The organism is Pseudomonas sp. NPDC089401 (genome assembly GCF_044749485.1).
Classification (GTDB): Bacteria; Pseudomonadota; Gammaproteobacteria; order Pseudomonadales; family Pseudomonadaceae; genus Aquipseudomonas.
The window spans coordinates 67,756-93,834 of sequence record NZ_JBIVIA010000007.1; the positions used below are offsets into that span (position 1 = coordinate 67,756).

Consider the following 26,079-nt stretch of genomic DNA (forward strand, 5'->3'; position numbering starts at 1 on the left):
TTAACCAGACTAGACCAGATTGGTCGGGGGGAAGGTTCCCATGGATTGCCGGTTGTAGGAGCGGCCTTGTGTCGCGAAAGGGCCGCAAAGCGGCCCCGGCAATTTTTGCGGCGAAGCTGAAAACCTGGGGCCGCTTCGCAGCCCTTTCGCGACACAAGGCCGCTCCTACAAGCGATCAGGCCTGTGGCGTCAGCGCGGCTCCATGTGGGCGATCATCAACTGCACACTTTCATTGCCGCGAAACTCGTTCACATCCAGCTTGTACGCCAGCTCCACCCACTTCACCGTCGGGTTCGGCCACACGTCGCGGTCGATGCCAAAGGCAATGCCATCCAGGCGCACCGTGCCACACTCGCTCTTGAGCACCACCTTCAGGTGCCGCTCGCCCACCACGCGCTGCTCGACCAGCTGGAACACGCCGTGGAACAGCGGCTCGGGGAAGTGCTGCCCCCAGGGCCCGGCATTGCGCAACGCCTTGGCCAGGTCGAGGTGGAATTCCTCCACGGCCAGGCTGCCGTCCGACAGCAGGCGCCCGGTCAGGTCGTCCTCGCGCAGTTGGCGGCGGACTTCTTCGTCGAACGCCTCGGCAAACGCCGGGAAGTTGCCTTCCGGCAGGGACAGGCCGGCGGCCATGGCATGCCCGCCAAACTTGCTGATCAACTGCGGATGGCGTGCGGCAACGGCATCCAGCGCATCACGGATGTGAAACCCCGGTACCGAACGTGCCGAGCCCTTGAGCATGCCCTCGCCGGCGTCGGCAAAAGCGATGGTCGGCCGGTGGTAACGCTCCTTCAGGCGCGAGGCGAGAATGCCGATCACACCCTGGTGCCAATCGGCATCGAACAGGCACAGGCCATAGGGCATGGACTCGACCGCCAGGTCCTTGAGCTGGGCCAGCGCCTCGCGCTGCATGCCCTGCTCGATCGACTTGCGGTCCTGGTTCAGGCCATCCAGCTGCTGGGCCATGTCCTGGGCCAGGGCCTGGTCCTCGCACAGCAGGCATTCGATGCCCAGGCTCATGTCATCCAGGCGCCCGGCGGCGTTCAGCCGGGGGCCGAGAATGAAGCCGAGGTCGGTGGAGGTGATGCGCCGGTGATCGCGGCGGGCCACTTCGAGGATCGCCTTCAGGCCCGGCCGCGCGCGGCCGGCGCGGATGCGCTCGAGGCCCTGGTGCACCAGGATGCGGTTGTTGGCATCCAGCGGCACCACGTCGGCGACGCTGCCCAGGGCGACCAGGTCGAGCAGCTCGCCGATGTTCGGTTGCGCCTGGGTCTGGTAGCGCCCCAGGCTGCGCAGGCGTGCGCGCAGGGCCATCAGCACATAGAAGATCACCCCGACCCCGGCCAGCGACTTGCTCGGGAACTCGCACCCCGGCTGGTTCGGGTTGACGATGGCGTCGGCCTCCGGCAACTGCTGGCCCGGCAGGTGGTGGTCGGTGACCAGCACCGTGAGCCCGGCGGCCTTGGCCGCCGCCACGCCTTCGACGCTGGAGATGCCGTTGTCGACGGTGATCAGCAGCTGGGGCTGGCGCTCGAGCGCCACCTGGACGATCTCCGGGGTCAGGCCGTAGCCGTACTCGAAACGGTTGGGCACCAGGTAGTCGACGTGGGCCGCGCCCAGCAGGCGCAGGCCAAGCACGCCGACGGTGCTGGCGGTGGCGCCGTCGGCGTCGAAGTCGCCGACGATGAGGATGCGCTGGCGCTGGTCGAGGGCCGTGACCAGCAGGTCGACCGCCGCCTCGATACCCTTGAGCTGCTGGTACGGCAGCAACCGCGCCAGGCTCTTGTCCAGTTCGGCCTCGGACTGCACGCCACGGGCGGCATACAGGCGGGTCAGCAGGGGTGGCAGGTGACCCAGGAATGGCAGGGTCGGCGGCAACGGGCGAGGTTCGATACGCATGGGGTCTTCAGCAATCAGGAGGTTTCAGTCGGCTCAGCCACGCTCGCCGAGCAGCCACTGCAGCTGCACTTCGTGCTGGCCACGGTCGTCGGTGACGAACACCGTGCCTTCGCTGATCATCACGTCCCACTTGATGGTGCGCGGCATGTCGGTGGCCAGCACTTCCAGCACTTCCTGCGGCACGGCGGCGATGCTCAGGTTTTTCAGGCCCTTGACCGCGCTCACCACCTTGCCCTCCCACACCCGCAGGCTGCCGTAGGTCAGCAGGCTGGTGCGCTCGGTGCGGCGCGAGCACCAGGTCAGGCGGTCGGCGTCGGGCTGGCCGACTTCGATCCAGTGCAGGATGCGGTCATCCAGGCTCTTTTCCCACAGCGCCGCTTCGTCCACGTCGGACAGGCCACGGCCGAACGTCAGGTTCTCGTTGTACCAGAGGGCGAAGGCCAGCAGGCGCACGGCCATGCGCTCTTCGGTTTCCGACGGGTGACGGGCAATGGTCTGACGCACGCTCTCGTAGACACCGCGGTCGAGGTCGGTCAGGTTCAGTTCGAATTTGTAGGTGGTGGACGGCTGGGCCATGGTCGAATGGGCTTCGTGGGCAAAGAAAAGTCGCCTAGTCTAACCGATCCTGCCCGGCCTTGCGCCGGAGCAGTATCTGCCGCCGCGCACCTATGATAAAACCACGGATCTGACCAGTCGCCACGGATGCCTCATGTCTACGCCCAGCAAACCCCTCGCCGGCCTCAAAGTCATCGAACTCGGCACGCTGATCGCCGGCCCGTTCGCTTCGCGGATCTGCGCCGAGTTCGGCGCCGAGGTGGTCAAGGTCGAGTCACCCGATGGCGGCGACCCGCTGCGCAAGTGGCGCAAGCTGTACGAGGGCACCTCGCTGTGGTGGTTCGTGCAGGCGCGCAACAAGCAGTCGCTGACCCTCAACCTCAAGCACCCCGAAGGCCGCGAGGTGCTCAAGCGCCTGCTGGCCGAAGCCGACATCCTGATCGAGAACTTCCGCCCCGGCGTGCTGGAGAAACTCGGCCTGGGCTGGGACGTGCTGCACGCGCTCAACCCGCGCCTGGTGATGGTGCGCCTGTCGGGCTTCGGCCAGACCGGGCCGATGAAGGACCAGCCAGGCTTCGGCGCGGTCGGTGAATCCATGGGCGGCCTGCGCTACATCACCGGCTTCGACGACCGCCCGCCGGTGCGTACCGGCATTTCCATCGGCGATTCGATCGCCGCGCTGTGGGGCGTGATCGGTGCGCTGATGGCACTGCGTCACCGCGAGGTCAACGGCGGCCAGGGCCAGGTGGTGGACGTGGCGCTGTACGAGGCGATCTTCGCCATGATGGAAAGCATGGTCCCGGAGTTCGACGTGTTCGGCTTCATCCGCGAGCGCACCGGCAACATCATGCCGGGCATCACCCCCTCCTCCATCCACACCAGCGCCGACGGCAAGCACGTGCAGATCGGCGCCAATGGCGATGCGATCTTCAAGCGCTTCATGCAGGCCATCGGCCGCCAGGACCTGGCCGACGACCCTGGGCTTGCCAGCAACGACGGCCGCGATGCGCGGCGCGACGAGCTGTACGGGGTGATCGACCGCTGGGCCAACAGCCTGCCGCTGGAGCAGGTGATGCAGCAGCTCACCGCCGCCGAAGTGCCGGCCAGCCGCATCTATTCGGCCGAGGACATGTTCAACGACCCGCAGTACCTGGCCCGGGAAATGTTCCTGCAGGCCCGCCTGCCAGACGGCAAACTCTTCAAGATGCCCGGCATCGTGCCCAAGCTCTCGGCCACCCCGGGCTCCGCCGAGTGGGTGGGCCCGGCGCTGGGCGAACACACCGACAGCGTGCTGGCAGGGCTGGGCTATGACAGCACCGCCATCGCCACCCTGCGTCAAGCGGGTATTGTCTGAGACGGCCCTGCATGCAGGCCCTGGCGCGCCTGCTGGCGCTATTGCTGCTTGCCCTGGCCGTGCCCGGCGTGCAGGCCAAGGAGCGCATCCTCTGGCTGGTCCGCGACCTGCCGCCCTTCACCGTCTTCGAGGGCCCCAGGAAGGGTCAGGGGGTCATCGACCAACTGCTGCCGCGGCTGATCGAGCAGATGCCCGAATACGACCACAGCATCGTCCGGGTCAACCGTGCCCGGGGCTTGCAGATGCTCCAGGACGCCAGCAACTTCACCTGCGACCCGACCCTGCTGTGGACCCCGGAACGTGACAAGTTCGTGCACTTTTCCCAGCCCATGCTCGGCGTGCTGAGCGGTGGCCTGGTGGTGCGCAGGCAGGCACAGGCCATGCTTGCGCCGTTCCTCGATGGCCAACAGGTCGACCTCAAGGGATTGCTCGGCGACAACCCGCTCAAGCTGGGTATCGTCGCCGAGCGCAGCTACAGCGCCCAGATCGATGCCATGCTGCGGCAACTGCCCGACAGCGCACTGAGCCGCCACTACGGCAACGACGCCACCGCCAGCCTGCTGCAGATGCAACAGTTGGGGCGCCTCCAGCTGGTGCTCGGCTACTGGCCAGAGGTGCGCTACCTGATCCAGGCGCAAGGCGGAGCGTTGGCGGACTATCAATTCCACCCGATCAAGGGCGTGAACCACTACCAGTTCCTGCACGTGGGCTGCTCGGATTCCGCCCTGGGGCGTGCCGCCATCACCCATATCGACCAATTGCTGCCGGCCCTGCGCCGCGACACCCTCCCGGCGCTCTACGCCCGCTGGCTGGACCCGGAGCTGCGCGAGCAGTACCTGGAGCAGAGCCGCAGCTTCTTCGACGGCCAGTGACCAACGGCGGGCAAAAAGAAACCCCGAACGCTGGGGAAGACGCCCGGGGCCAATCGAAAATCCTCATGGACTTCCCGGAGCAACCTGCCACCACCGGAGCTGTGTGCTGGCCGGCTGCTCTCGAAGGTTCTGACGGGTGGCTCAGGCAAAGGTTCCCTGGGGCAACTGCTGGCGTTGCTGCAAGGCGGCGATCACGCAGGGCTGCAAACGCCCTTCGACAATCTGCAGGTCACGGTGCAGGCCGTCCACCAGGTCGATCAGCAGGCTTTGCTCCTGCAACTGGCGCGGGCTGACCGTGCGTCGCAACGCGGTACTACCGAGGCTGTCGTATACGGTCAATTGACGGTTGCCGCTGGCATCCATGGCACCGAGCTGGGTTTGGTATGGGCTCAGGGCATCGTTGAGCAGTCTGCAGATTCTTTCCATCCGGATCACTCGCTGTGTAAGGGACATGAAGGAACTGACCAACAAACGCGGCGCAAAGTTCGCGGCGCCGCCCTTGTTCAGTGAGCATGCGTGGCGGATGTGACCGTTTGAATACGGCGCATGGCCCGCTGCCAACGCACCATGGGCAGTGGCAAAGGCAGGTCGGCGAGCAGCCACAGGCCCAGGCGACGGGCGTGGCGGGCAAGGTTGTGATCACCGGGCTGGGCAGGCCCGACCAACAGGATGGCGCGGCAGGCGCCGACCCTTTCGAGCAGGGCCGGATCCTCCCTGTGGTCGAGGATCAGCAGGTCGGTGCGCTGCTTGCGGGCCAGGCAGGTGTGAAGATCGACCAGGTCCCGGGTGACGCGCACGTTGAACAGGCCAACGGCGTTGCAGGCCTGATGCAGAAGGATCTGATGGGACGGGCGTGTCTGGTGGATCAACACGTAGGGTTGTCGCATGAGCCGCTCCTTGGGGAAGGATCGGTCACTCTAGGCAAGGCTTGCAAAGCCTTACATAGGACAATTCTGCGAGAGATTTAGGAAAATTCTGAAATCTGGGGCTGCTTTGCAGCCCTTTCGCGACACAAGGCCGCTCCTACAAGGAATCGAGTTCTCCTGTAGGAGCGGCCTTGTGTCGCGAAAGGGCCGCAAAGCGGCCCCCGAATCCAGCTGGATTACAGCGGCTTGCCGCGATTCCCATGCTGGCTGACGAACGCCTGCACAGCCTTCAGGTCATTGGCCAGCACCGTGCAACGCTCCTCACGGCTGAACAGGTCGCTCAAGTGCGCCGGCAGTTCCAGCGCCTTGCCCACGCCGGCCTTCTCCACCGCCTCCGGGAACTTGACCGGGTGCGCGGTGCCCAGCACCACCATCGGCGTGTCCAGGCTGCGGCGGCATTCGCGGGCGGCCTTGACGCCGATCGCGGTGTGCGGGTCGAGCACTTCACCGGTGGCCGCGAAGACTTCGGCGATGGTCTCGCAGGTCTGCTCATCACTGACGGCCAGCGAGTCGAACAGCTTGCGCGCTTCGGTCCAGCGGTCCTGCTCGACGCTGAAGCCGCCACCCTGCTTGAAGCTGGCCATCAGCTCGGCCAGCGCGGCGCCATTGCGCCCGTGCAGGTCGAACAGCAGCCGCTCGAAGTTGGACGAGACCATGATGTCCATGGACGGCGACAGGGTCGCGTGCAGGGTTTCCTTGACGTACTGGTTGCCGCTCATGAAGCGGTGCAGGATGTCGTTGCGGTTGGTTGCGACGATCAGCTGGCTGACCGGCAGGCCCATGTTGCGCGCCAGGTAACCGGCGAAGATGTCGCCGAAGTTGCCGGTCGGCACCGAGAATGCCACCGAACGGGCCGGGCCGCCCAGCTGCAGGGCAGCGTGGAAGTAGTAGACGATCTGGGCCATGATCCGCGCCCAGTTGATCGAGTTCACCGCCACCAGGCGGGTGCCCTTGAGGAACGACTGGTCGGCGAAGCTGGCCTTGACCATTTCCTGGCAGTCGTCGAAGTTGCCTTCGATGGCGATGTTGTGGACGTTGTCGCCGAACAGCGTGGTCATCTGCCGGCGTTGCACTTCTGACACGCGCTGGTGCGGGTGGAGGATGAAGATGTCGACGTTTTCGCAGCTGCGGCAGCCTTCGATGGCGGCGGAACCGGTGTCACCGCTGGTGGCGCCGATGATCACCACACGCTCGTTGCGCTTGGCCAGCACGTGGTCGAGCAGGCGGCCGAGCAGTTGCAGGGCGAAGTCCTTGAACGCCAGGGTCGGGCCGTGGAACAGTTCCAGCACCCATTCGTTGCTGTTCAGCTGGCGCAGCGGTGCGACCGCGGCGTGGGCGAACTCGCCGTAGGTTTCTTCGAGGATCTTCTTGAAGTCGGCATCGGCGATGCTGCCTTCGACGAACGGGCGCATCACCCGGAAGGCCAGCTCGTGGTACGGCAGGCCGGCCCAGGAGGCGATTTCTTCCTGGGTGAAGCGCGGCAGGTTCTCGGGCACGTACAGGCCGCCGTCGCTGGCCAGGCCAGCCAGCAGCACGTCTTCGAAATTCAGGGCCGGAGCCTGGCCGCGGGTACTGATATAGCGCATGGGTGCAAACCTTCGATACTGAGGCCCGGGCCGCACGCGCGGCCCGTAAGCGAAATTAGTTGAGCTGTTCGACGCGGATGCGCACGACCTTGCCGACCACGTCCTGCAGGGCTTCCAGGGCGACGATGGCGTCGTTGATATGCTGTTCGAGCACACCGTGGGTCAGCAGGATCATCGGCACCAGGCCGTCCTGCTCCTCGGCTTCCTTCTGCATGATCGACTCGATGTTGATGCCGCGCTCCGAAAGGATGCTCGCCACCTGGGCCAGTACACCCGGGTGATCCTTGGCCTGGATGCGCAGGTAGTAGGCGCTTTGGCAGGCTTCGATCGGCAGGATCGGGTGGGCCGACAGCGAATCCGGCTGGAAGGCCAGGTGCGGCACGCGGTTTTCCGGGTCGGAGGTCATGGCGCGGACCACGTCGACCAAGTCAGCAACCACCGACGAGGCGGTCGGTTCCATGCCGGCACCGGCGCCGTAGTACAGGGTCGAACCGGCGGCGTCGCCGTTGACCATGACCGCGTTCATCACGCCATTGACGTTGGCGATCAGGCGGTCGGCCGGGATCAGCGTCGGGTGCACGCGCAGCTCGATGCCTTCGTCGGTGCGGCGGGCCACGCCCAGGTGCTTGATGCGGTAGCCCAGCGCTTCGGCGTAGTTGACGTCGGCGGTGGTCAGCTGGGTGATGCCTTCGGTATAGGCCTTGTCGAACTGCAGCGGGATGCCGAAGGCGATGGACGCCAGGATGGTCAGCTTGTGCGCGGCGTCGATGCCTTCGACGTCGAAGGTCGGGTCGGCTTCGGCGTAACCCAGCGCCTGGGCTTCGGCCAGCACGTCGGGGAAGGCGCGGCCTTTCTCGCGCATTTCGGTGAGGATGAAGTTGCCGGTGCCGTTGATGATGCCGGCCAGCCAGTTGATGCGGTTGGCCGACAGGCCTTCGCGGATCGCCTTGATCACCGGGATGCCGCCCGCCACGGCCGCCTCGAAGGCGACGATGACGCCCTTCTCGCGGGCCTTGGCGAAGATCTCGTTGCCATGCACGGCGATCAGCGCCTTGTTGGCGGTGACCACGTGCTTGCCGTTGTCGATGGCCTTGAGCACCAGGTCGCGGGCGATGGTGTAGCCACCGATCAGCTCGATGACGATGTCGATCTCCGGGTTGCTCGCAACGTCGAACACATCAGCGGTAATGGGGGTACCGGTAATCTGGCAGTTCGGGTTCTGCGAGCGCATGGCGATCTGTGCCACTTCAATACCGCGCCCGGCACGGCGGGCAATCTCCTCGGCGTTGCGCTGAAGTACATTGAAGGTTCCGCCACCGACGGTCCCCAACCCACAGATGCCTACTTTGACCGGTTTCACTGTGAACTCCCCATTGAACGGCCAGCGCCATCGCCGACCGTGAAACATGCCGTCACCCCATGACGACGGCGTATTGAATTGATTACTTGGCCGCTTGCTGCTGGCCGGCCAGGGCCAGCTTGGCCACTTGCGGTGCCGGCTGGTAGCCCGGGATCACCTGGCCGTTTTCCAGGACGATGGCCGGCGTGCCGTTGACGCCGATCTGCTGGCCCAGCTGGAACTGCTTGCTGACCGGGTTGGCGCACTTGGCGGCCTTGATTTCCTTGCCTTCGACCATGTTGTCCATCGCCGCGCGGCGGTCGCTGGAGCACCACACGGCCTGCAGCTGCTGGTCACCCGGCGAACCGAGGCCCTGGCGCGGGAAGGCGACATAGCGCACTTCGATGCCGCGGCGGTTGAGCTCGGCGACTTCGGCGTGCAGCTTGTGGCAGTACGGGCAGGTGGTGTCGGTGAACACGGTGATGTGCGACTTGGTCTCGCCCTTGGCAGGATAAACCACCGTCTCGGCGGCTGGAATGCCGTTGATGAGCTTGGCCACGCCCTGGCGCTCGGCCTTCTCGGTCAGGTTGACCGGCTTGCCGTCCTGCAACTGGTACAGGTAGCCCTGCATGACGTACTGGCCGTCGGCGCTGGCGTACAGCACGCGGCCGCCCTGCAGCTTGACTTCATAGAGGCCGTTGAGCGGGCTGCTGCCGACACTTTCCACCGGCACTTCGAGTTCGAGGTTCTGCAACGACTTGCGGATGGCCTGCTCGGCGCCGGCATTGCTGTCGGCCGCGGCAACGGCGAAGGTACTGGCCAACGCCATGACGGCGGCGGCGAAAATCTGGGTCACGCGCATGGGAACTCCTGGAGGCGGACAGGGGCCGGAGGGCGTCAACTGCAAAAAACTCGCGCTGACCGTGCGGCCCTTGGTGCAAACCGCCCAAGCCTACCACATCACGCTGCCAGTGAAGGGGCTCGCAAGGACCGGTCGGCGGAACATGAAAAACATTCATCCACGCGGATGGTGCTGGGCATGCAACTGCTGCAGGCGAGCCTTGGCCACGTGGGTGTAGATCTGCGTGGTCGACAGGTCGCTGTGGCCCAGCAGCATCTGCACCACGCGCAGGTCGGCGCCGTGGTTGAGCAGGTGGGTGGCGAAGGCATGGCGCAGGGTATGCGGCGACAGCGGCTTGTCGATGCCGGCCACCCGTGCCTGGTGCTTGATCCGGTGCCAGAAGGTCTGCCGGGTCATCTGCTCGCCGCGCAGGCTTGGGAACAGTACATCGCTGGGGCGCCCGTTGAGCAGCTCGGCGCGGCCGTCGCGCAGGTAGCGCTCCAGCCACACCACCGCTTCCTCGCCCATCGGCACCAGGCGCTCCTTGCTGCCTTTGCCCATCACCCGCAGCACGCCCTGGCGCAGGTTGACCTGATCCAGGGCCAGGCTGACCAGCTCGGTGACCCGCAGGCCGCAGGCGTAGAGCACTTCGAGCATGGCACGGTCGCGCTGGCCGATGGCCTCGCCCAGGTCAGGGGCCTGCAGCAGGGCTTCTACGTCGGCTTCCGACAGGGATTTGGGCAAGGGCCGGCCAAGCTGCGGCATGTCGACCTGCAGGGTCGGGTCGACGGCGACCAGTTTTTCTCGCAGCAGGTAGCGGAAGAAGCCGCGCAGGCCCGAGAGAAAGCGTGCCGTGGAACGGGGTTTGTAGCCTTGGTCGAGGCGCCAGGCGAGGTGGTCGAGGATCAGCTCGCGGCCGGCGTCGGGCAGGGTTACCGAGTGTTCCTGAAGCCAGCCGTTGAACAGGGCCAGGTCGCTGCGGTAGGAGACGCGGGTGTTGTCGGACAGGCCCTTTTCAAGCCACAGGGCATCGAGGAACTGGTCGATCAGGGGGTGGTCTAGGGCGGGCATGCGGGGCTGCTGGGTATTGAAAGTGAGCCTAGTGTTTCACAGCAACTGATCGGTTGTCTGTACTGGCCTCTTCGCGGCTAAAGCCGCTCCTACAGGGATCGCGTACCTTCTGTAGGAGCGGCTTTAGCCGCGAAAGGGCCGGTACAGGACAACTCAGGGCTGGGGTAGAACCGGCACCGGCCGCTTGTCCTCGTCGATGGCGACAAAGCTGAACACCCCATGGATTGCCTGCTCGCGCCCATCCAGGTACATGTTCTCGACGAACACTTCCACCTGCACCTGCAGGCTGGTATTGCCCACCTTGACCACGGTGCCCACCAGCTCGACGATCGAGCCCGCCGGGATCGGGTGCTTGAAGTCGATACGGTCGGTGGATACGGTCACCAGCGGCAAGCGGCAAAAACGCGTGGCGGCGATGAACGACACTTCGTCCATCCAGGCCAGCGCGGTACCGCCGAACAGGGTGTTGTGGTGGTTGGTGGTGTTGGGGAACACGGCTTTGGTCACGCGGGTCACCGACAGCTCGGTGCGGCGCTGGATTTCCTCGTCTCGGCTGGTCATATCCGTCACTTTTCACAGGTTTCAGAACGCAAAAAAGCAGCCCGAAGGCTGCTTTTTTCTCGCAAGGGGCCTCAGGCCGCCAGGCAAACTGTACTCAGGACAGTTTTTCCTTGATGCGAGCGGCTTTGCCGGACAGGTCGCGCAGGTAGTACAGCTTGGCTTTACGCACGTCACCACGACGTTTCACGGCCAGGCTGTCGATCTGCGGGCTGTAGGTCTGGAAGGTACGCTCAACGCCTACGCCGCTGGAGATCTTGCGCACGGTGAAGGCGCTGTTCAGACCGCGGTTACGCTTGGCGATGACAACGCCTTCGAACGCCTGCAGACGGGAACGATCACCTTCCTTCACTTTAACCTGGACGACGATGGTGTCGCCTGGTGCGAAGGTCGGGATTTCCTTGCTCATCTGCTCTGCTTCGAGCTGCTGGATGATCTTGTTGGTCATGCTGTGCTCCTAAGATGGATACGTGATCCACCATCGATACGTTTAACTATCGTCCCGCTCGCGGAGATATTCCTCGAGCAGCTTCTTCTCTTCTCCAGAAAGCGAGCGACTTTCCAGAAGATCGGCGCGTCGTTCGAAGGTCCTACCAAGGGACTGCTTCATCCGCCATCGCCGGATATGTGCATGGTTGCCACTTAGCAACACGTCGGGAACACGCTGATCCGCATACACCTCAGGTCGGGTGTAGTGCGGGCAATCCAGCAGACCGTCGGTGAAAGAGTCTTCCTCCGCCGAGTCCACATGCCCTAAAGCTCCGGGCAGCAGCCGCGTAACCGCATCGATCAGTACCATGGCCGGCAGCTCGCCACCGGAAAGCACATAGTCCCCAATCGACCACTCCTCATCGACATGAGCCTCGATAAAGCGCTCGTCGATGCCTTCATAACGACCGGCGATCAGGATCAACGATTCCTGTTCGGCCAGGCCTTTGACCGCCTGCTGAGTCAGCTTGCGGCCTTGTGGCGAGAGGTAGATCACCTTCGCCGATGCTCCGGTCGCCTGCCTGGCACTAACCAGGGCGTCTTCCAGAGGCTTGATCTTCATCACCATGCCCGGACCACCGCCAAACGGCCGATCATCCACCGTGTGGTGACGATCTGTGGTGTAGTCCCGCGGGTTCCAGCAAGTCACCTGAAGCAACCCCTGTTTCACCGCGCGGCTGGTAATGCCGTACTCCGTGATGGCCGAGAACATCTCGGGGAACAACGTGATGACGTCTACGCGAAGGTTACCCATCGTCTAGAAGTCCGCGTCCCATTCAACCCGCATCACGCCTGCTTCCAGGTCGATATCGAGCACGCATTGCGCCGTGTAGGGCAACAGACGCTCGCGATCATCCAGGCTGCCTGCGCAGGGCTTGACCACCATTACATCGTTCGCACCGGTCTCCAACAGGTGATCGACCTTGCCGAACAGCTGTTCGTCCTGGTTGATGACCTTCAGGCCTTCCAACTGGTACCAGTAGTACTCGTCAGCCGCCAGGTTGGGCAAAAGGCTCCGCGAGATGCAGATTTCGTAACCGCTCAGAAGACGGGCTTCATCGCGATCGTCGAGGCCTTTCAGTTTCACGACCAGGCCCTTCTGGGAGCCACGACCGTTGACCAGCTCGACCTGCTTTACCGTGCCTTCGTGCCGAAGCGTCCAGCGTGGATAATCCAACAGGTTTTCAATCGGATCGGTAAAGGAATACACCTTCACCTCGCCGCGAACGCCGTGAACCGAAAAAATCTTGCCAACGACGATGAGGTCGTCAGCCTTTTCTGGCGTCGCGTTCATATTGCTCAGGCAGCAGCCTTGGCCGCTTCCTTCAGCAGCTGAGCAACGCGCTCAGACGGCTGTGCACCCTGGCTCAGCCAGTAGGTGACGCGCTCTTGGTTGACCGACAGCTTGACTTCGGCGCCAGCAGCGATCGGGTTGAAGAAACCTACGCGCTCAACGAAACGGCCGTCACGGGCGTTACGCGAGTTGGTCACGGTCAGGTGGTAGAATGGGCGCTTTTTCGAGCCGCCACGGGCAAGACGAATGGTTACCATGTGAACATTGTTCCTATAGTCGGTGCTGCAAATCTGAATGCCAAATAGGCACACGGGTGCCCAAAAGGCCGCATATTCTCGGGGAATACACGGACATTTGCAAATGCCTTTTTCGGCAAGGCCTTGCCCTACCGTCCAGATCTGCCGGTTGAGCCACGAATTTCGTGGCCGTTATCCCGCCGAAGCGGGGTTCCGGGCACCTCCCCTACCAGAAGGCAGGCGCCCAAAATAGGGGATTACAGCTTCGGCATGCCGCCGCCAGGCAGCATCCCGCCCAGGCCGCGCATCATCTTGGCCATGCCGCCCTTGGCGGAAAACTTCTTCATCATCTTCTGCATCTGCTTGTGCTGCTTGATCAGCCGGCCGATGTCCTGCACCTGGGTGCCGGACCCGAGGGCGATGCGGCGCTTGCGCGAACCGCTGATCAGGTCAGGGTCGCGACGCTCGGCCGGGGTCATCGAGTTGATGATCGCTTCCATCTGCTTGAACTGCTTCTCGGCCGCGCCCTGGGCATTGCCCATCTGCGACAGGTTGACCCCGCCGATGCTCGGCAGCTTGTCCATCAGGCCGCCCAGGCCGCCCATGTTCTTCATCTGCTGCAGCTGGTCGCGGAAGTCTTCGAGGTCGAAGCCCTTGCCCTTCTTCAGCTTCTTGGCCAGCTTGTCGGCCTTGGCCTTGTCGATGGTCTGCTCGGCCTGCTCGATCAGGCTGAGCACGTCGCCCATGCCGAGGATGCGCGAGGCCACGCGGTCCGGGTGGAACGGCTCGAGGGCTTCGGTCTTCTCGCCCATGCCGATGAACTTGATCGGCTTGCCGGTGATCGCGCGCACCGACAGCGCGGCGCCGCCACGGGCGTCACCGTCGACCTTGGTCAGCACCACGCCCGTCAGCGGCAGGGCTTCGCCGAAGGCCTTGGCGGTGTTGGCGGCGTCCTGGCCGGTCATGGCGTCGACCACGAACAGGGTTTCGATCGGCTTGACCGCGGCGTGCAGGGCCTTGATCTCGTCCATCATGTCGGCGTCGATGTGCAGGCGGCCGGCGGTGTCGACGATGACCACGTCGATGAACTTGAGCTTGGCTTCGCGGATCGCCGCTTCGGCGATGGCCACCGGCTTCTGGCTGATGTCGGACGGGAAGAAGGTCACGCCGATGTCGTTGGCCAGGGTTTCCAGCTGCTTGATCGCCGCCGGGCGGTAGACGTCGGCCGACACCACCATCACGCTCTTCTTCTTGCGCTCCTTGAGGAAGCGCGCCAGCTTGCCGGCGGTGGTGGTCTTGCCGGCGCCCTGCAGGCCGGCCATCAGCACCACGGCAGGCGGCGCGGCGTTCAGCGCGAGGTCTTCGTTGGCCGCGCCCATCAGGCTTTCCAGCTCGGCCTGGACGATCTTCACGAACGCCTGGCCCGGGGTCAGGCTGCGCGACACTTCGGTGCCGACCGCACGTTCCTTGACGCTGTTGACGAAATCCTTGACCACCGGCAGGGCGACGTCGGCCTCGAGCAGGGCCATGCGCACTTCGCGCAGCGTGTCCTTGATGTTGTCTTCGGTCAGCTTGGCCTTGCCGGTGACATGGCGCAGCGTCTGTGACAGGCGGTCGGTCAGGTTTTCGAACATGGTGATCCTTTCAGGCCCAGTAAAAGCCGAGGTTTGTCAGGCGCCCGCAGGGAAATGCACACCCGCCGGGCACAGCAAGGCGGCGATTATAGCGAAGTGCGGCGGCGGCGCACACCTTGGGAGACATTCGGTGCCTGCACCGGCCTCTTCGCGGGCAAACCCGCTCCCACAGGTGCTGCACAGGCTCTGAAGGTGTTGATGACCCTGTGGGAGCGGGTTTACCCGCGAATGCCGCGACGCGGTCCCGCAGTCTTCCTAGAGCAACGGGATCTATGCCAAACTCCGTCTCTTTAAGGCTCTGCACCCAGGACTTATGGTCTCCTCACCCAGCCTCATCCCCAACCTGATCGCCGCCGTCCTTTATATGGCAGCGGCCATCTACCAGGGCACCTTCCTGGCCCAGGGCCGCAAGGCCGACAAGCGCCTGCTCGGCCTGCTCGGCGCGATCGCCGTCATCGCCCAGGGCGGCGCGCTGTTCTTCCAGCTGATCACCCCGCTGGGCCTGAGCCTGGACTTCTTCAGCGCCGCCAGCCTGATCGCCGTGGCGGTCATCGCCCTGACCCTGCTGGCCTGCCTGAGCATCCCGGTGGAAAACCTCCTCGGGCTGCTGTTCCCGCTGGGCGCGGTCACCGCGCTGCTGGCCCAGTTCGCGCCACCGGGCACGGTGCCGCTGATCAACGAAGAGCCGGGCATCCTCGCGCACATCCTGCTGTCGATCCTCGCCTACGGCCTGTTCACCATCGCCGTGTTCCAGTCGCTGCTGCTGCTGTTGCAGGACCGCCAGCTGAAGAACAAGCACCCGTCCGGGTTGATCCGCAACTTCCCGCCGCTGCAGACCATGGAAAGCCTGCTGTTCGGTTTCCTCTGGGCCGGCTGGGTGCTGCTCTCGCTGTCGCTGGTTTCCGGCTGGCTGTTCCTCGAGAACCTGTTCGCCCAGCACCTGGCGCACAAGACGCTGCTGGCCTGCGTGGCCTGGGTGGTGTTCAGCGTGCTGCTGTGGGGCCGCACGCGCCTGGGCTGGCGCGGGCACAAGGCGATCCGCTGGACCCTGGCCGGTTTCTGCCTGCTGATGCTGGCCTACTTCGGCAGCAAGCTGGTTCGCGAATTCATCCTGCACATCTGACGGCTGACCATGGACAACCTGCCGTACGCCCCGCTACTCGGCATCCTCGCACTGGCCCTGCTGTGGTCGGCCCTGTTCACCGCGGTGGACGCCGCCCGCCTGCAGCTCAACGGCTCGCTGCGCAACGGCGACGACGGCCAGCCAGTGCTGCCGGCCCAGGCCCTGGTGCTGTGCGCCAGCCTCGGCAAGCTGCTGGTGCTCGGCCTGGCCTGCCTGGTGGGCCAGCGCCAGAGCGGCGAACATGGTTTCTGGCTGGCCGGCCTGGGCGCAATGGCGGCCCTGCTGGTGTTCGCCGAATACCTGCCGCGGCGCCTGGCCCGGCGCAACCCGCAGGCCTGCGTCAGCCTCGGCCTGAGCCTGCGCCCGTTCCCCCTGGCCCTGCTGCAGCCGCTGGCCTGCGTGTTCGATGGCATCGCCAGGCTGATCCTGCGGCCGTTTCGCCTGCAGCCCAAGGCCGTGGCCCTGCACCCGCAGCAAGATGACGACTTCATCGATGACGACGAGCTCGAGGCGCCCCGCCACGGCCTGCTGGACGGCCTGCAGTCGCTGGACAGGATCACCGTCAACGACATCCTGGTACCGCGCAACGAAGTCGACGGCATCAACCTCGACGACCCCATCGAGCGCATCATCGAACAGCTGATCGTCAGCCGCCATACCCGCCTGCCGGTGTACCACAGCGACATCAACCAGGTCGAAGCGATCCTCAACACCAAGCTGATCAGCCACCTGCTGCCCAAGGCCGAGCTGAGCCTGGAGCAGCTCCAGGGCGCCTGCTACGAGCCCTATTTCGTCCCGGAAAGCACGCCCCTGCAACTGCAGCTGTTGAACTTCCACAAGCAGCAGCGGCGGATGGGCGTGGTGGTGGACGAGTACGGCGAGGTGCTGGGCATCGTCACCCTGGAGGACATCCTCGAGGAGATCGTCGGCGAGTTCGAAGACGAACAGAGCCTGGACAACCCCCATGTGCACCCGCAGCCCGACGGCACCTTCGTCATCGAAGGCACCGCCTCGCTGCGCGAGATCAATCGTACCCTGGGCTGGCACCTGCCCTGCGACGGCGGGCCGAAAACCCTCAACGGGCTGGTCACCGAAGCACTGGAAAGCATCCCCGAGAGCGCCGTCTGCGTGAAAATCGGCCGCTACCGCCTGGAAATCCTCGAAACCGAGGACAATTGCGCCAGCAAGGTACTGGTGTGGACCGTGACCCGATAGCTATACTCGGGTCACGCTTACCCAGCCCCGCCGTCCCGCCTGCTACCCGCACCCGGCGCCACACGGCCAGTCCGCTCCACTGACACGCCCCGCGGTCCTGCTTCAGCACCCCGAACAGAGCCCGCTTCGCCCCTACCCCCCTTGGGCTATCGTCAGTCGGGCGCACACAACAACAAAACGCTCCGGCGTCCGCGCACCCGTGCCTGCCTCTATCGAAGCGCACACCGTCGCGGGCAAGCCCATGGAGCGGATCCGACTGTTAGGGACCTACTTAATGACAACCAGCAGCACCTTCAGCGAAGCGCCTGCCGCGCCGGTCAACTCGCCTGCCCGGGTGGCCACCGCCAGCTTCATCGGCACCGCCATCGAGTTCTACGATTTCTACGTCTACGCCACGGCCGCCGCCCTGGTGATCGGGCCGGTGTTCTTCCCATCCGGTTCGGGCACCGCGCAGATGCTCGCGGCGTTCATCACCTTCGGCATTGCCTTTCTCGCCCGCCCACTGGGCTCGGCCCTGTTCGGCCACTTCGGCGACCGCATCGGGCGCAAGTCGACCCTGGTCGCCTCGCTGCTGCTGATGGGCGTGTCGACCACGCTGATCGGCGTGTTGCCAGGTTATGACAGCATCGGCGTGTGGGCGCCGATCCTGCTCTGCCTGCTGCGCTTCGGCCAGGGCCTGGGCCTGGGCGGTGAATGGGGTGGCGCGGCGTTGCTGGCCACCGAGAACGCCCCGGAAGGCAAACGCGCCTGGTTCGGCATGTTCCCGCAATTGGGCCCGTCGATCGGCTTCCTTGCCGCCAACGGCCTGTTCCTGACCCTGGCGTTGCTGCTCAGCGACGAGCAGTTCCGTGCCTGGGGCTGGCGCATTCCGTTCCTGCTCAGCGCCGCGCTGGTGATGGTCGGCCTGTATGTGCGCCTGAAGCTGGAAGAAAGCCCGGTGTTCGCCAAGGCCGTGGCTCGCCACGAGCGGGTGAAGATGCCGGTGGTCGACCTGTTCGCCAGGTACTGGATGCCGACCTTGCTGGGCGCCGCCGCGATGGTGGTGTGCTATGCGCTGTTCTACATCTCGACGGTATTTTCGCTGAGCTATGGCGTGACCACCCTGGGTTACAGCCGCGAGACCTTCCTCGGCCTGCTGTGCTTCGCCGTGGTCTTCATGGCCCTGGCCACCCCGCTGTCGGCCTGGCTCAGCGACCGCTACGGGCGCAAGCCGGTGCTGATCGTCGGCGGCCTGCTGGCGGTGGCATCGGGCTTTACCATGGAGCCTTTGCTGACCTCGGGCTCGACCACGGGCGTGGCGCTGTTCCTGGCCATCGAGCTGTTCCTGATGGGCGTGACCTTCGCGCCGATGGGGGCATTGCTGCCTGAGCTGTTCCCGACCCACGTGCGCTACACCGGCGCTTCGGCGGCGTACAACCTGGGCGGCATCGTCGGCGCCTCGGCGGCACCGTTCTTTGCCCAGAAGCTGGTGAGCATGGGTGGCTTGAGCTGGGTGGGGGGTTATGTGTCGGCGGCGGCTGTGCTCAGCCTGATTGCCGTGCTGTGCCTTAAAGAAACCCGGAATACCGAGCTTTGATTCATTGGGGCTGCTTTGCAGCCCTTTCGCGACACAAGGCCGCTCCTACAGGAGATCGCACCAGCCTCGGCTTATGCGGTCGCCTGTAGGAGCGGCCTTGTGTCGCGAAAGGGCCGCAAAGCGGCCCCCACGGTCTCGGATCAGAACTCGACCTTGACCGCCTGCGAAGCACGGGTCGCCTTGGCCCGCGCCGCTTCGACCGACTCGTCACGCGCCAGGCACACGCCCATGCGGCGGGTGCCGTTGATTTCCGGCTTGCCGAACAGGCGAACGGCGGTATCCGGCTCGCTCAAGGCTGCGCCCAAGTTGGCGAAGCTGGTTTGCTGCGACTGGCCCTCCGGCAGGATCACCGCCGAAGCCGACGGGCCGAACTGGCGCACCACCGGAATCGGCAGGCCGAGAATGGCGCGGGCGTGCAGGGCGAACTGCGACAGGTCCTGCGAAATCAGGGTCACCAGGCCGGTGTCGTGCGGGCGCGGCGACACTTCGCTGAACCACACCTGGTCGCCCTTGACGAACAGTTCCACGCCGAACAGGCCACGCCCGCCCAGTGCGTCGGTGACGGCCTTGGCGACTCGCTGCGATTCGGCCAGGGCCTTCGCGCTCATGGCCTGGGGCTGCCAGGATTCCTGGTAGTCGCCCTTCTCCTGACGGTGGCCAACGGGTTCGAGGAAGGTGGTGCCGCCAACATGGCGCACGGTCAGCAGGGTGATTTCGTACTCGAAGTCGATGAAGCCCTCGACAATCACCCGGCCCTTGCCCGCGCGGCCGCCTTCCTGGGCATAGTCCCACGCCTTCTGCAGGTCGGCATCGCTGCGCAGCAGGCTCTGGCCTTTGCCCGACGAACTCATGACCGGCTTGACCACGCAGGGGTAGCCGACATCGGCCACGCCCTTGGCGAAATCTTCGTAAGTGTCAGCGAAGTGGTACGGGGAAGTAGGCAGCTCCAGCTCTTCGGCGGCCAGGCGGCGGATACCCTCGCGGTTCATGGTCAGTTGGGTGGCACGGGCGGTCGGCACCACGTTGAAGCCTTCATTTTCCAGCTCCACCAGGGTGGCGGTGGCGATGGCTTCGATCTCGGGGACGATGTAGTGCGGCTTTTCCGCTTCGATGATGGCCCGCAGGGCAACGCCGTCGAGCATGTTGACCACGTGGCTGCGGTGCGCCACCTGCATCGCCGGGGCATTGGCGTAGCGGTCCACGGCAATCACTTCGACGCCCAGGCGCTGCAGCTCGATCACCACTTCCTTGCCCAGCTCGCCACAGCCACAGAGCAGTACACGGGTCGCGGTAGGCGACAAAGGGGTTCCGATACGGGTCATTTCAGGTCCTCGAAGGCGTCCGGGGCCGCGCCAGGCTTGGCGCAGCCCGCTGAAAAAGGACCGCTATTCTACACCATCAACCAGCCACAGCGGCCCGCCGTGCGCGAAATGCCATGGCCAGCCACACCGCGGTGACACCGGCGAACTTGGAGGCCATGGCGGTGCCTATCACTGCCGGGGTGAGGGCGCCGATCATGCCGAAGAAGATGAAGGTGTCCACCGGGATGCTCAGCGCCGAGCTCAGCCACAGGCGGTCGCGCAACGGCCGGCGGGTGATGCTGAACACCAGCCAGTCGATCAGCTCGGAGATGAAGAAGGCGGTGGCGCTGGCCAAGGCGATGGCTGGCTCGGAAGTGACGTACGACAGCACCAGGGCCAGCAGCATGGCCAGCAGCGCACCATGGCCGAAGCGGGTCTGCACCATGTCGCGCAGGATGAACACCAGGCCGCCCCAGCAGGACCAGATGATGTCCAGGTGCGGGGCGCTGGAAAAGGCGTAGTTGATCAGCACTACGCTGCTGATGTAGGCAAGTAGATAGAACATGGGCAGGTTGTCTTTGGGCAAGCCCCACAGATTACCGCTGGCTTCTTCGCGGGTAAACCCGCTCCCACAGGTACTGCACCGACCTTAGGGAAATGGAAATCCTGTGGGAGCGGGTTTACCCGCGAAGAAGCTGGCGCAAAATCACGCCCCGATGATCAACCCTGCAGCCACCGCGCGTTCATGGCACAGCTTGAGCACCGCGCGGCGCTCGGTATTGTCCATCCGCCCCCAGCGGCCGATCTCGGCCACGGTGCGCTGGCAGCCGGTGCAGATATCCTGCTCGTCCAGCGCGCAGATGCTCACGCACGGCGAGGCCACCGGGCGCTCTTTGACTTCACTCATCGTCTATCACCAGTTCACGCGCATAACGCTGGGCATTATGCACGTAATGCGCAGCGCTGGCTTCGAGCATGCGCTTCTGCTGCTCGGTCAGTTCGCGCACCACCTTGCCCGGCGAGCCCATCACCAGCGAGCCGTCGGGGATTTCCTTGCCTTCCGGGATCAGCGCGTTGGCGCCGATGATGCAGTGCTTGCCGATGCGCGCGCCGTTGAGGATCACCGCGTTGATGCCGACCAGGCTGTAGTCGCCCACCGTGCAGCCATGCAGCATGGCGTTGTGACCAATGGTCACACCCTTGCCCAGGGTCAGCGGCGAGCCCATGTCGGTATGCATCACGCTGCCGTCCTGGACGTTGCTGTCCTCGCCGATGTCGATCAGCTCGTTGTCGCCGCGCAGCACCGCGCCGAACCACACGCTGGCCCGGGCCTGCAGGCGCACCTTGCCGATCAGCGTGGCAGTGGGCGCAGCCCAGCTGGTGGGATGGCAGTCGACCCGGTGGTCGCCCAGACGGTATTTCATGTTCGCTCCTCAGGGGTTCACGCAGACGGCAGGGTGGGCCCCGCTCAGTTCTCGATGTAGCGCTCGGGGGGGTGATGCAGGCTGATGCCGGCGTCGTACAGCAGGTTGACCAGCTCGACGATCATGATCGCCGACAGCCCCCAGATCTTGTATTCGCCATAGCGATAGCTGGGCACGTACCAGCTGCGGCCCTGGTAATCGATACGGTGGGTATGGTCGCGTGGGTCCTGACGGAAGAATTCCAGCGGCACGCTGAAGACTGCCGCGATTTCAGCGTCATTGGCGCGGTATTCGACGAAATCCGGGATCAAGCCGACGAACGGGGTCACTTTCAGGCCATGCAGGGAAATCAGCGGGCTGAGCGGGCCGACCACCTCGACCAGGCCGGGCGGCAGGCCGATCTCTTCCTCGGCTTCGCGCAGCGCGGTGAACACCAGGTCCGGGTCTTCCGGGTCGCGTCGTCCCCCCGGGAAAGCGACTTCGCCGCCGTGGGTCGACAGCCCCTGGGCACGCAGGGTCAAGACCAGCTCGGGCGCTTCGCTGCGGGTGATGGGCAAAAGTACCGCCGCCTCGGGGAACCGGCGATCGGTTTCCAGTGAAGCGGGTTGGTGGTTGCTCATACGGCGAAGTAGCTCGTCCAGCATTGCGCACTCTCGTTTCCAAAGCCTGCCCTGCATCATGCACCAAAAGCGCGGCGGCACCCAAGCCCCGTCCGCTTGCGGCGGCCCCGCCGGGGGCGTCAAGATACCCCGGTCTACCAGGAAGAAAAGCATGAAATTCTGCAGCGCGTGCGGCCAACCAGTCATTCAGCGGATCCCCGACGGCGACAGCCGCCTGCGGTACGTCTGCGACCAGTGCCAGACCATCCATTACCAGAACCCCAACATCGTCGCCGGGGTGCTGCCCACCTGGGGCAGCCAGGTGCTGCTGTGCCGCCGCGCCATCGAGCCGCGCCGCGGCTTCTGGACCCTGCCCGCCGGGTTCATGGAGAACGGCGAGACCCTCGACCAGGCCGCCCGTCGCGAAACCGTCGAGGAAGCCTGCGCCCGGGTCGGCGACATGGCCCTGTACCAGCTGTTCGACCTGCCGCACATCAGCCAGGTGCATGTGTTCTTCCGCGCCGAACTCGCCGACCTGGGCTTTGCCGTCGGCATCGAAAGCCTGGAGGTTCGCCTGTTCGAGGAACACGAAATCCCATGGGGCGAGCTGGCTTTTCGCACCGTCACACGCACACTAGAATGCTACTATCGCGACCGCATCAGGCAGCACTATCCCATAGGCCATGAATACCTGCCGCCGATGAACGTATCGCCCACCCCCTAAGTTTGCAGGTACCGCTTCATGCGCTGGTTGTTCGCCCTTTTCTGCCTTTGCGTTACCTCGGTGTCCCAGGCGGCCTTCACCGAAGTCATCATCCGCAAGCCCCAGCCGGCCGCGCAGGTGCAGTCGCCCTCCCAGGCAGCCATGCAGCCGCTGATCGACAAGGTGCTGGTGATCAAGTCCGAACGCCGACTGCAACTGATCAGCCGCGGCGAACCGCTGAAGACCTACCGCATCTCCCTGGGCAAGCAGCCCAAGGGCGCCAAGGAGCGCGAAGGCGACAAGAAGACCCCCGAAGGCCTGTACTGGCTGGACTGGCGCAAGGAGAGCGAGCGCTTCAACCTGGCCATGCACATCAACTACCCGAACGTCAGGGATGCCGCCCGCGCCACCCGTGAAGGCGTGAGCGCCGGCAGCATGATCATGATCCACGGCACGCCGATCGACGAAAACTACCCCGAGTGGTACTTCCATACCCTGGACTGGACCGACGGCTGCATCGCCATGCGCAACGCCGACATGCGCGAGGTCTGGGAGCTGGTGCGCGACGGTACGCTGATCGAGATCCGCCCTTGAGGTCCGCCAGGCGACTGGACCTTTCATACCTGATTTGAACCTATCCCCTACAGCACCTGTAGCGGACCGACTGCATCCAGACGACGGCCTGATTTTCTAGCATCCCCGCCATCGCGCACACGCCATGTGCGCCATTTGCCGGGCCCTGCCATGCCGTCGCGATTCCGTTTCCTCGCCTGCTGCGTAGCGGGTTGCCTGGCCACCTCACTGGCCCTGGCCAACGACCCGGCCAGCCAGCAACTGCGCGACCAGCAGCAAACCCTGCGACAGATGGAACAGCAACTGCGCCTGGAGCGCTGGCAACACGGCCGCGCACGACCCCAGGACGACCTCCCCCACGCCCAGGCAGCCGTCAACCGCCCTTGCTGGCAAGTGACCGGCATCCGCCTGGCCGGCAACCAGCGCCTGTCGACGCAAGCCCTGGCGCCGACCGTACGTGCGCACCTGCAGCCCTGCATGGGCGTCATCGAGATCAACCAGTTGCTCAAGGCCATCACCGGACACTATGTGCAGACCGGCTACCCCACCAGCCGCCCCTACCTGCAACGTCAGCCACAGGCGGGTGCGACGCTGGACATCGTCATCGTCGAAGGCTTCGTCGAGTCGATCGAACTCGACGCCGATCTGCCGCTGTCGCTGCAAACGGCATTTCCCGGCCTGGTCGGCCAGCCCTTGTATCTGCCCGACCTCGAACAGGGGCTCGACCAGCTCAATCGCCTGCGTGCCTACCAACTGAGCGCCGACCTGCTGCCGGGCGAGCGGCAAGGCGCCACCCGGGTGGTACTGCAAGCACGCCAGTTCGCCCCGCGCTGGCACCTGGAAAGCCGCTTCGACAACCGCGGCAACGTCCTGACCGGCCGCCATCGCGGCCACCTTCTGGCCGGCCTGGACAGCCCGCTGGGCCTGAACGACGACCTGCGCCTGGCCCTGATGTCCAGCGTCCTCGACGCTCCCGGTCGCAGCCAGGGGCTTTCTGTCTATTACCGCATGCCCTATGGCCCCTGGACCTTCGCCCTCAGCGCCAGCCAGCTAAGCTATGAGGCCCCGCTGCAACGGAGCCCGCAGCGCAGCAGCGGCAGCAGTCGCCATCAGGGCGCTAGCGTCGAGCGGGTGCTCTGGCGCGGCCAGCGCGGCATGCTCAGCGCCAGCACCCGGCTCGACCGCAAGCAACTGGTCAACCGCATCGGCAAGGCCGTGATCCCGTTGCAAAGCCCCACGCTCACCACCCTGGAAGCCGGCATCGAGCTGTCATGGCTGGGCGCTGGCCTGTGGCACGCCAACCTCGGCATCGTCCAGGGCACCGGCTGGCTGGGTGCCGACCGGCCAGGGCAACACGGCGCCGCCCCGCGCACGGACTTTCGAAAGTACCGCGCCAGCCTGCTCCATCTGCGCCAGGGGGCGACGCAATGGCCATGGCGTTGGCAGAGCGAACTGGCGCTGCAATACAGCAGCGACGTGCTGCCTGCCGTCGAGCAACTGCTGCTGAGCGACGATTCGAACGTTCGCGGCTTTCGCCAAGGCAACTACAGCGGCGCCAGCGCCGGGGCCTGGCGCAATACCGTCAGCCAGGCACTGGCAACGGGCGGCCCCGTGCAGATACGCCCGTACATGGGCCTTGACCTCGGTTGGGTCAGGCCCGCCCAGGGGCAGCCGGCGCAGCGCCTGGCAGGCGCTGCGGCCGGGGTGGAAGTGAACGTGGCGCACAACCGCGTGCGCCTTGACTACCAGCGCGCGCTGTACGCCAGCGACAGCCCACACCTGGAAAGCGGGTTCTGGGTCATGGAGTGGGCGGCGAACTTCTGACGACGACGAACCTGAACATGCCCTCACCCTGCACCGCTCCCGGTCTCGGCACCGTGCGCCGGGCCATGTTCCTGGCCTTGCTCGGCGCGGGCGCCAGCCAAGCCCAGGAAGGCCTCGCCGGCGCCGGCGGGCCTGGCATTCACCACCAGCAAGGGGTACCTGTGATCGATATCGTCGCGCCCGATACCCACGGTCTGTCGCACAACCGCTTTCTCGACTACAACGTCTCCAGCCACGGGGTCGTGCTGAACAACGCCGTGCAGGGCGGCCAGTCGCAACTGGCCGGAGCACTGCCAGCCAACCCGCAGTTCCAGGGTCAGGCGGCCTCGACCATTCTCAACGAGGTGGTGAGCGATAACCCCTCGCTGATCGAAGGCCCGCAGGAAATCTTCGGCCAACGCGCCGACTACATCCTCGCCAACCCCAACGGCATCACCCTCAACGGCGGCAGCTTCATCAACACCACACGTGCCGGGTTCGTGGTCGGTACACCGCAGTTGCAGGACGAGCGCTTGCACCACTTCAACACCTTGCATGCCAGCGGCAGCCTGCAGGTGCTTGAAGGCGGCCAACGCAATGCCGAAGGCGCACTCGAGCTGATTGCACCGCAGCTGTCCAGCAGCGGGCCCCTGACCGCTGCGCACGACCTCGCCATCCGCGTCGGGCGCAACCGCATCGCCGCGGACGACGGCCAGGTCATCGAGCACCTGCCGGGCACGCCGGCGGCAATCGACGCCAAACTGCTCGGAGCCATGCGTGCCGGGCATATCCGCCTGCTCAGCAGCGCCGAAGGCAGCGGCGTGCGCATGGGGCCGACGCAGGTCATTGCCGAAAACGGCATCGACATTCGCGTTACCGGCGACCTGGCCTTGAATGCTGTCGACGCCCAGGCCAAATGGATCGAAGTCAGGGCCGGCAACACTCTCACGCTCGACAGCGCAAGCCGCGAGCACATCGGGCACGACCTTGACAGCTGGAGCCAGCAGACAGACGCCACCACCTACGAGACCCGTGATCGTCAACGCACCAGCACCTGGCGCCAGCAACTGGGCACGCACTTGCAGGCCAGCGATCACCTGTTGCTGCA

The 26,079-nt window shown here is 65.1% G+C and carries 26 protein-coding genes and 2 pseudogenes; 9 read left to right on the top strand and 19 right to left on the bottom strand.

Translation table 11 applies throughout. The features are described from left to right. Window positions 1-189: 189 nt before the first annotated feature. Together recJ and ACIP21_RS16945 are read right to left on the bottom strand one after the other, a co-directional pair. Window positions 190-1,899, bottom strand: coding sequence for a single-stranded-DNA-specific exonuclease RecJ (gene recJ / locus ACIP21_RS16940; RefSeq protein ID WP_400689654.1), 1,710 nt, complete (start codon window positions 1,897-1,899; stop codon window positions 190-192). 33 nt (window positions 1,900-1,932) lie between these two features. Further along, a complete protein-coding gene (locus tag ACIP21_RS16945; protein ID WP_400689657.1) occupies window positions 1,933-2,475 on the bottom strand; it encodes a YaeQ family protein in 543 nt (180 codons plus the stop codon). A gap of 133 nt (window positions 2,476-2,608) precedes the next feature. Here ACIP21_RS16945 and ACIP21_RS16950 point away from each other — a divergent pair, with 133 nt between their 5' ends. Then, complete coding sequence (locus tag ACIP21_RS16950) at window positions 2,609-3,808, top strand: CaiB/BaiF CoA transferase family protein (protein WP_400689660.1); 1,200 nt, start codon at window positions 2,609-2,611, stop codon at window positions 3,806-3,808. 11 nt (window positions 3,809-3,819) lie between these two features. Continuing rightward, entirely contained in the window at window positions 3,820-4,680 is an 861-nt protein-coding gene (locus ACIP21_RS16955) for a TIGR02285 family protein (RefSeq protein WP_400689663.1), read from the top strand. Between the two features lie 141 nt (window positions 4,681-4,821). Here ACIP21_RS16955 and ACIP21_RS16960 read toward each other — a convergent pair whose 3' ends face one another. The 12 genes from ACIP21_RS16960 to ffh all read right to left on the bottom strand — a co-directional run bounded on the left by ACIP21_RS16960 (window position 4,822) and on the right by ffh (window position 14,654). Next, window positions 4,822-5,106, bottom strand: coding sequence for a DUF3509 domain-containing protein (locus ACIP21_RS16960; protein WP_400689666.1), 285 nt, complete (start codon window positions 5,104-5,106; stop codon window positions 4,822-4,824). Between the two features lie 77 nt (window positions 5,107-5,183). Then, window positions 5,184-5,567, bottom strand: a complete 384-nt coding sequence (locus ACIP21_RS16965) for a histidine kinase (RefSeq protein ID WP_400689669.1) — start codon at window positions 5,565-5,567, stop codon at window positions 5,184-5,186. 215 nt (window positions 5,568-5,782) lie between these two features. Beyond that, window positions 5,783-7,192 (bottom strand): threonine synthase, encoded by a 1,410-nt coding sequence (thrC, locus tag ACIP21_RS16970; RefSeq protein ID WP_060512579.1) that lies wholly within the window; start codon window positions 7,190-7,192, stop codon window positions 5,783-5,785. 55 nt (window positions 7,193-7,247) lie between these two features. After that, window positions 7,248-8,552, bottom strand: a complete 1,305-nt coding sequence (locus ACIP21_RS16975) for a homoserine dehydrogenase (RefSeq protein ID WP_400689672.1) — start codon at window positions 8,550-8,552, stop codon at window positions 7,248-7,250. 82 nt (window positions 8,553-8,634) lie between these two features. Beyond that, window positions 8,635-9,393 (bottom strand): bifunctional protein-disulfide isomerase/oxidoreductase DsbC, encoded by a 759-nt coding sequence (dsbC, locus tag ACIP21_RS16980; RefSeq protein ID WP_400689675.1) that lies wholly within the window; start codon window positions 9,391-9,393, stop codon window positions 8,635-8,637. Window positions 9,394-9,546: 153 nt separating this feature from the next. Further along, the gene (xerD, locus tag ACIP21_RS16985; RefSeq protein WP_400689678.1) at window positions 9,547-10,443 is read right to left on the bottom strand and encodes a site-specific tyrosine recombinase XerD; all 897 of its coding nucleotides are present in this window, start codon (window positions 10,441-10,443) and stop codon (window positions 9,547-9,549) included. 153 nt (window positions 10,444-10,596) lie between these two features. Next, window positions 10,597-11,004, bottom strand: a complete 408-nt coding sequence (locus ACIP21_RS16990; RefSeq protein WP_400689681.1) for an acyl-CoA thioesterase — start codon at window positions 11,002-11,004, stop codon at window positions 10,597-10,599. A gap of 94 nt (window positions 11,005-11,098) precedes the next feature. Continuing rightward, window positions 11,099-11,449 (bottom strand): 50S ribosomal protein L19, encoded by a 351-nt coding sequence (rplS, locus tag ACIP21_RS16995; protein ID WP_023629812.1) that lies wholly within the window; start codon window positions 11,447-11,449, stop codon window positions 11,099-11,101. A 42-nt stretch (window positions 11,450-11,491) separates the two neighbouring features. Further along, a complete protein-coding gene (gene trmD, locus ACIP21_RS17000; protein WP_008094486.1) occupies window positions 11,492-12,244 on the bottom strand; it encodes a tRNA (guanosine(37)-N1)-methyltransferase TrmD in 753 nt (250 codons plus the stop codon). Window positions 12,245-12,247: 3 nt separating this feature from the next. Further along, window positions 12,248-12,784, bottom strand: a complete 537-nt coding sequence (rimM, locus tag ACIP21_RS17005) for a ribosome maturation factor RimM (protein WP_400689684.1) — start codon at window positions 12,782-12,784, stop codon at window positions 12,248-12,250. A gap of 5 nt (window positions 12,785-12,789) precedes the next feature. After that, entirely contained in the window at window positions 12,790-13,041 is a 252-nt protein-coding gene (gene rpsP / locus ACIP21_RS17010) for a 30S ribosomal protein S16 (protein ID WP_003252142.1), read from the bottom strand. 236 nt (window positions 13,042-13,277) lie between these two features. Continuing rightward, a complete protein-coding gene (ffh, locus tag ACIP21_RS17015; protein ID WP_012270758.1) occupies window positions 13,278-14,654 on the bottom strand; it encodes a signal recognition particle protein in 1,377 nt (458 codons plus the stop codon). Between the two features lie 313 nt (window positions 14,655-14,967). Here ffh and ACIP21_RS17020 point away from each other — a divergent pair, with 313 nt between their 5' ends. The 3 genes from ACIP21_RS17020 (at window position 14,968) to ACIP21_RS17030 (ending at window position 18,568) form a co-directional block, all read left to right on the top strand. After that, complete coding sequence (locus ACIP21_RS17020) at window positions 14,968-15,777, top strand: inner membrane protein YpjD (RefSeq protein ID WP_400689687.1); 810 nt, start codon at window positions 14,968-14,970, stop codon at window positions 15,775-15,777. Between the two features lie 9 nt (window positions 15,778-15,786). Next, window positions 15,787-16,992 carry a transporter associated domain-containing protein gene (locus ACIP21_RS17025; protein ID WP_400689690.1) on the top strand — a complete coding sequence of 402 codons (1,206 nt, stop codon included), beginning with the start codon at window positions 15,787-15,789 and terminating at the stop codon, window positions 16,990-16,992. Between the two features lie 274 nt (window positions 16,993-17,266). Further along, window positions 17,267-18,568 (top strand): MFS transporter, encoded by a 1,302-nt coding sequence (locus ACIP21_RS17030; protein ID WP_400689693.1) that lies wholly within the window; start codon window positions 17,267-17,269, stop codon window positions 18,566-18,568. Between the two features lie 140 nt (window positions 18,569-18,708). On the opposite strand, the gene purT is transcribed toward ACIP21_RS17030, so the two are convergent. The 5 genes from purT to ACIP21_RS17055 form a co-directional block, all read right to left on the bottom strand. Continuing rightward, window positions 18,709-19,890, bottom strand: coding sequence for a formate-dependent phosphoribosylglycinamide formyltransferase (gene purT, locus ACIP21_RS17035; protein WP_400689695.1), 1,182 nt, complete (start codon window positions 19,888-19,890; stop codon window positions 18,709-18,711). 76 nt (window positions 19,891-19,966) lie between these two features. After that, window positions 19,967-20,434 (bottom strand): VUT family protein, encoded by a 468-nt coding sequence (locus ACIP21_RS17040; RefSeq protein ID WP_400689698.1) that lies wholly within the window; start codon window positions 20,432-20,434, stop codon window positions 19,967-19,969. Window positions 20,435-20,575: 141 nt separating this feature from the next. After that, entirely contained in the window at window positions 20,576-20,776 is a 201-nt protein-coding gene (locus ACIP21_RS17045) for a DUF1289 domain-containing protein (protein WP_400689700.1), read from the bottom strand. Beyond that, window positions 20,769-21,293: a gamma carbonic anhydrase family protein gene (locus ACIP21_RS17050; RefSeq protein ID WP_400689703.1), complete on the bottom strand. Its 525-nt coding sequence runs from the start codon at window positions 21,291-21,293 to the stop codon at window positions 20,769-20,771. The genes ACIP21_RS17045 and ACIP21_RS17050 overlap by 8 nt, the downstream gene beginning before the upstream one ends. Before the next feature lie 44 nt (window positions 21,294-21,337). Next, on the bottom strand, window positions 21,338-21,937 hold the full coding sequence (locus ACIP21_RS17055; RefSeq protein ID WP_400689706.1) for a CoA pyrophosphatase: 600 nt from the start codon (window positions 21,935-21,937) through the stop codon (window positions 21,338-21,340). A gap of 127 nt (window positions 21,938-22,064) precedes the next feature. On the opposite strand from ACIP21_RS17055, the gene ACIP21_RS17060 reads away from it, so the two are divergent. From ACIP21_RS17060 to ACIP21_RS17075, 4 genes and pseudogenes are all read left to right on the top strand, one after another. Continuing rightward, on the top strand, window positions 22,065-22,616 hold the full coding sequence (locus ACIP21_RS17060; protein WP_400689709.1) for an NUDIX hydrolase: 552 nt from the start codon (window positions 22,065-22,067) through the stop codon (window positions 22,614-22,616). Window positions 22,617-22,769: 153 nt separating this feature from the next. Then, window positions 22,770-23,189 (top strand): annotated as a pseudogene (locus ACIP21_RS17065) (murein L,D-transpeptidase family protein); the annotation flags it as partial. Between the two features lie 150 nt (window positions 23,190-23,339). Beyond that, complete coding sequence (locus ACIP21_RS17070; protein ID WP_400689712.1) at window positions 23,340-24,992, top strand: ShlB/FhaC/HecB family hemolysin secretion/activation protein; 1,653 nt, start codon at window positions 23,340-23,342, stop codon at window positions 24,990-24,992. Between the two features lie 65 nt (window positions 24,993-25,057). Beyond that, window positions 25,058-25,846, top strand: a pseudogene (locus tag ACIP21_RS17075) (filamentous hemagglutinin N-terminal domain-containing protein); the annotation flags it as partial. Between the last annotated feature and the right edge of the window lie 233 nt (window positions 25,847-26,079).

Coding starts and splice junctions, on each gene's coding strand:
- thrC (WP_060512579.1), bottom strand. CDS start 7,192: ATGCGCTATATCAGTACCCGCGGCCAGGCTCCGGCCCTGAATTTCGAA.
- ACIP21_RS17050 (WP_400689703.1), bottom strand. CDS start 21,293: ATGAAATACCGTCTGGGCGACCACCGGGTCGACTGCCATCCCACCAGC.
- trmD (WP_008094486.1), bottom strand. CDS start 12,244: ATGGGTAACCTTCGCGTAGACGTCATCACGTTGTTCCCCGAGATGTTC.
- ACIP21_RS17040 (WP_400689698.1), bottom strand. CDS start 20,434: ATGTTCTATCTACTTGCCTACATCAGCAGCGTAGTGCTGATCAACTAC.
- ACIP21_RS17070 (WP_400689712.1), top strand. CDS start 23,340: ATGCCGTCGCGATTCCGTTTCCTCGCCTGCTGCGTAGCGGGTTGCCTG.
- rimM (WP_400689684.1), bottom strand. CDS start 12,784: ATGAACGCGACGCCAGAAAAGGCTGACGACCTCATCGTCGTTGGCAAG.
- xerD (WP_400689678.1), bottom strand. CDS start 10,443: ATGCCCGCCCTAGACCACCCCCTGATCGACCAGTTCCTCGATGCCCTG.
- ACIP21_RS16990 (WP_400689681.1), bottom strand. CDS start 11,004: ATGACCAGCCGAGACGAGGAAATCCAGCGCCGCACCGAGCTGTCGGTG.
- rplS (WP_023629812.1), bottom strand. CDS start 11,449: ATGACCAACAAGATCATCCAGCAGCTCGAAGCAGAGCAGATGAGCAAG.
- ACIP21_RS16965 (WP_400689669.1), bottom strand. CDS start 5,567: ATGCGACAACCCTACGTGTTGATCCACCAGACACGCCCGTCCCATCAG.
- ACIP21_RS17020 (WP_400689687.1), top strand. CDS start 14,968: ATGGTCTCCTCACCCAGCCTCATCCCCAACCTGATCGCCGCCGTCCTT.
- ACIP21_RS16960 (WP_400689666.1), bottom strand. CDS start 5,106: ATGGAAAGAATCTGCAGACTGCTCAACGATGCCCTGAGCCCATACCAA.
- ACIP21_RS17055 (WP_400689706.1), bottom strand. CDS start 21,937: ATGCTGGACGAGCTACTTCGCCGTATGAGCAACCACCAACCCGCTTCA.
- dsbC (WP_400689675.1), bottom strand. CDS start 9,393: ATGCGCGTGACCCAGATTTTCGCCGCCGCCGTCATGGCGTTGGCCAGT.
- recJ (WP_400689654.1), bottom strand. CDS start 1,899: ATGCGTATCGAACCTCGCCCGTTGCCGCCGACCCTGCCATTCCTGGGT.
- ACIP21_RS16945 (WP_400689657.1), bottom strand. CDS start 2,475: ATGGCCCAGCCGTCCACCACCTACAAATTCGAACTGAACCTGACCGAC.
- ACIP21_RS16955 (WP_400689663.1), top strand. CDS start 3,820: ATGCAGGCCCTGGCGCGCCTGCTGGCGCTATTGCTGCTTGCCCTGGCC.
- ACIP21_RS16950 (WP_400689660.1), top strand. CDS start 2,609: ATGTCTACGCCCAGCAAACCCCTCGCCGGCCTCAAAGTCATCGAACTC.
- ffh (WP_012270758.1), bottom strand. CDS start 14,654: ATGTTCGAAAACCTGACCGACCGCCTGTCACAGACGCTGCGCCATGTC.
- purT (WP_400689695.1), bottom strand. CDS start 19,890: ATGACCCGTATCGGAACCCCTTTGTCGCCTACCGCGACCCGTGTACTG.
- ACIP21_RS17060 (WP_400689709.1), top strand. CDS start 22,065: ATGAAATTCTGCAGCGCGTGCGGCCAACCAGTCATTCAGCGGATCCCC.
- ACIP21_RS17030 (WP_400689693.1), top strand. CDS start 17,267: ATGACAACCAGCAGCACCTTCAGCGAAGCGCCTGCCGCGCCGGTCAAC.
- ACIP21_RS17045 (WP_400689700.1), bottom strand. CDS start 20,776: ATGAGTGAAGTCAAAGAGCGCCCGGTGGCCTCGCCGTGCGTGAGCATC.
- rpsP (WP_003252142.1), bottom strand. CDS start 13,041: ATGGTAACCATTCGTCTTGCCCGTGGCGGCTCGAAAAAGCGCCCATTC.
- ACIP21_RS17025 (WP_400689690.1), top strand. CDS start 15,787: ATGGACAACCTGCCGTACGCCCCGCTACTCGGCATCCTCGCACTGGCC.